Genomic DNA, 2,614 nt, shown 5'->3' with positions numbered 1-2,614 from the left:
CGGCGCCGTCCGGGCCGTCCGACCCGGCCACGCTGCCCGCCCGCCCGCGTGGGCGGGTGTCCCGTTACGCGGCCGGCCACGACTACCACCGCCTGCTCGCCTGGCGGGCGCGGGCGATCGCCGCGTTCATCGCCGCGCACGGATACCGGTCGTGGTGGCAGGCGGACACGGGCCCGCTCGCCGAGCGCGCGTTCGCCGCCGCGACGGGCCTGGGGAAGATCGGGCGGAACGGCTTGCTCATCGTGCCCGGCGCAGGCACGTGGATCTTTCTCGCGCTCGTGCTGACGGACGCGCCGCTGGCGCCCAGCCGGCCAGAGCCGTTCGATCCGTGCCTCGGCTGCGACCGCTGCCTGCGCGCCTGCCCCACGGGCGCCTTGGCCGAAGGCGGCGCCGTCGACACGACGCGCTGCATCTCGTACGCCACCCAGCGCAGGGACGACATCCCCGAAGCGCAACGGCGCGCCATGGGGCTGTGGGTCTGGGGCTGCGACGTGTGCCAGGACGTCTGCCCGCACAACGGCCCGCTGCGGGTGGACGCCGTCGCCCGCTCCGGGCCGACGGCGCTCTCGCCGCGCCTCGGCCCGGGGGTGCGCCCAGACCTGGCATCTCTCGCGCGGCTCGGCAAGGGAGCCTTCCGCCGCCGCTGGGGCCAGAGCGCCGCCGCGTGGCGGGGCCGTCACGTCGTCCAGCGCAACGCGCTCGTGGCCCTGGGAAACTGGAGCCGCACGCGCGCCCGCGACGCCGGCGCGAGCGTCCGGCGCGAGGTGTGGCAGGCGCTGCGCCAGGGGCTGGACTCCGGCCGCCCGGACATCCGGCGCCACGCGGCGTGGGCCGTCGCCCAGTGGCCGGACGCCGCCGCGGCCCGCGCGGCGCTGGAGGCGCGCATGCGCGAAGAGCGCGATCCGACCGTGCAAGGCGCGTTGCGGGCCGCGCTCGCCGCCTGTGAACAGCGCCTTCAGTGAGGCGCGGCGATCAGGTAGACCTTGCGCTTCTTGACGCCGAAGCGTTGCACCACCTTGGCCGGCGCGTCGATGTACACGTCGATGCGCGCCCCCTTGATCGAACCGCCGGTGTCGGCCGCGAGCGCGAAGCCGTACCCCTCCACGTACACGTAAGACCCCAAGGGGATCACGCTCGGATCGACGGCGACAATGCCGTCGCGGACCGGCAGGCCTGTGGTCGTGCGGTCCCCGATGCCGGGCTCGCTGCTGCTGTAGGCAGAGGCTTGCATGGTCCAGCTCTTGAGATAGGGGAACGTCTGCCCGTCGACGGTCGCCACCTGGGCCGTCCCGCCCGCGTCCGTGCGGTCCTGGAGAAGGCGGTCGGCGAAGACGGCGGCGGAGAGGCGCGTCGCCGCGTCCCGCGCATGCAGGCGGCCGGAGGCGTCCGGCACAAGGAGCCCGCGGGCCACCGCGTCCGCCACCGCGGGCACCGCCCAGGAGTGGATCTCAGCGGCATCCGCGATCCCGCTGGGCCGCCCGCGCTTGCCCTTCTTGTTCTCGGCGCGCCACGCGATCACGGCCATCTCCTCGTTGGTGACCGGAGCGTCCGGCCGGAAGCGGTCGCTGCTGTCACCCTGGACGATGCCCAGCCTCCACGCCGCCGTGACGTAGGGGGCGGACCAGCCCTGATCCGGGACGTCGCCGAACGGTTCGCGAAAGCCGCGAGCCGGCTGGATGCCCAGGCAAAGCAGCACCAGCTTGGTGAACTCCGCGCGCGTGACCGGGCGCTGGGGCTCGAAACGGCCCTGCCCGACGCCCTTCACGATGCCGTGCCGGTAGAGGTCCATGACGGCGTCGGCGCCGGACGTGTCGGGATCGAGGTCGGTGAACGGCCATCCGGGAACGGTCTCCGATGGTGCCGATTCGGAAGGGGAAGATTCGGATGGGATGGATCCGGAGGCGCCGTTGGACGACGAAGACTCCTGAGGCGGCGGGTCGGCGGCCAGGTCGAAGCCGACGCCGGCCTGGTCCAGCGCGGGGCCCGCGCGATGCAAGACGACCTGCGGCGTGACGCTCGAGCCGGTTGCCGGCGCCCCGAGGCACAGGACCACGACGGCCGTCCCGGCGCCGAACAATGCCCTCCAAAAGCGTTCGCGCATGTCGCGACCTCCCTGTGGAATGAATTCGCCAGGATTCCCAATTTCCTGGGGGTTGTTAGACTAGCAATGTATGGCAAGGGGGCCGTCGGTGCGATCATGCCTCAGGACGTGGAGCCAACGCAGAGCATTCGGATCGCGGTGGGCAGTGAGCGCCGCGCAAAGGTTGAGGCCGTCGCCCAAGCGGCGGCACTGCTCTGGCCGCGGGCCGAGGTCGTCGCTGTGGCCGTCTCATCCGGCGTGCCGGCGCAGCCGGTCGGCCTCGCGCAGACGCGGCGCGGCGCCGCCGCGCGCGCGCGTCAGGCCCGCGACGCCGCCGGCGCCGCCGTCGGTTTCGGGCTGGAGAGCGGCATCGTCTGGCGGGGAGCCACGCCGTGGGTGGTGAACGTCGTCGTCGCCCGGGACGCGTCCGGACGCACCGGGTGGGCGGAGGGCCCCCGCTTTCCGCTCCCGCGCGCGCTGGCCGCGCGCCTGCGCGAGGGCATGACGCTCGCCGAGGCGGTTCACGCCTGGCGC

The 2,614-nt window shown here is 73.9% G+C and carries 3 protein-coding genes; 2 read left to right on the top strand and 1 reads right to left on the bottom strand.

The annotated features are described in order from the left end of the window. The coding region (gene queG / locus IRZ18_09640) for a tRNA epoxyqueuosine(34) reductase QueG (GenBank protein ID MBX5477368.1) at positions 1–962 on the top strand (962 nt) is incomplete at its 5' end. Here queG and IRZ18_09635 read toward each other — a convergent pair. Next, the gene (locus tag IRZ18_09635) at positions 956–2,101 is read right to left on the bottom strand and encodes an S-layer homology domain-containing protein (protein ID MBX5477367.1); all 1,146 of its coding nucleotides are present in this window, start codon (positions 2,099–2,101) and stop codon (positions 956–958) included. The two genes, queG and IRZ18_09635, sit on opposite strands and share 7 nt — an antisense overlap. Positions 2,102–2,197: 96 nt before the next feature. Here IRZ18_09635 and IRZ18_09630 point away from each other — a divergent pair. Next, positions 2,198–2,614: DUF84 family protein (locus IRZ18_09630; protein ID MBX5477366.1), on the top strand; the 417-nt coding region annotated here is incomplete at its 3' end.

The organism is Clostridia bacterium (assembly GCA_019683875.1).
Lineage (GTDB): Bacteria > Bacillota > Sulfobacillia > RBS10-35 > Bu92 > Bu92.
The sequence above is the reverse complement of the archived record's forward strand: the minus strand, read 5'-3'. Positions and strand labels throughout refer to the sequence as shown.

Excerpts from the sequence above, each read along its gene's own strand:
- IRZ18_09635 (MBX5477367.1), bottom strand. The coding sequence starts at position 2,101 with ATGCGCGAACGCTTTTGGAGGGCATTGTTCGGCGCCGGGACGGCCGTC.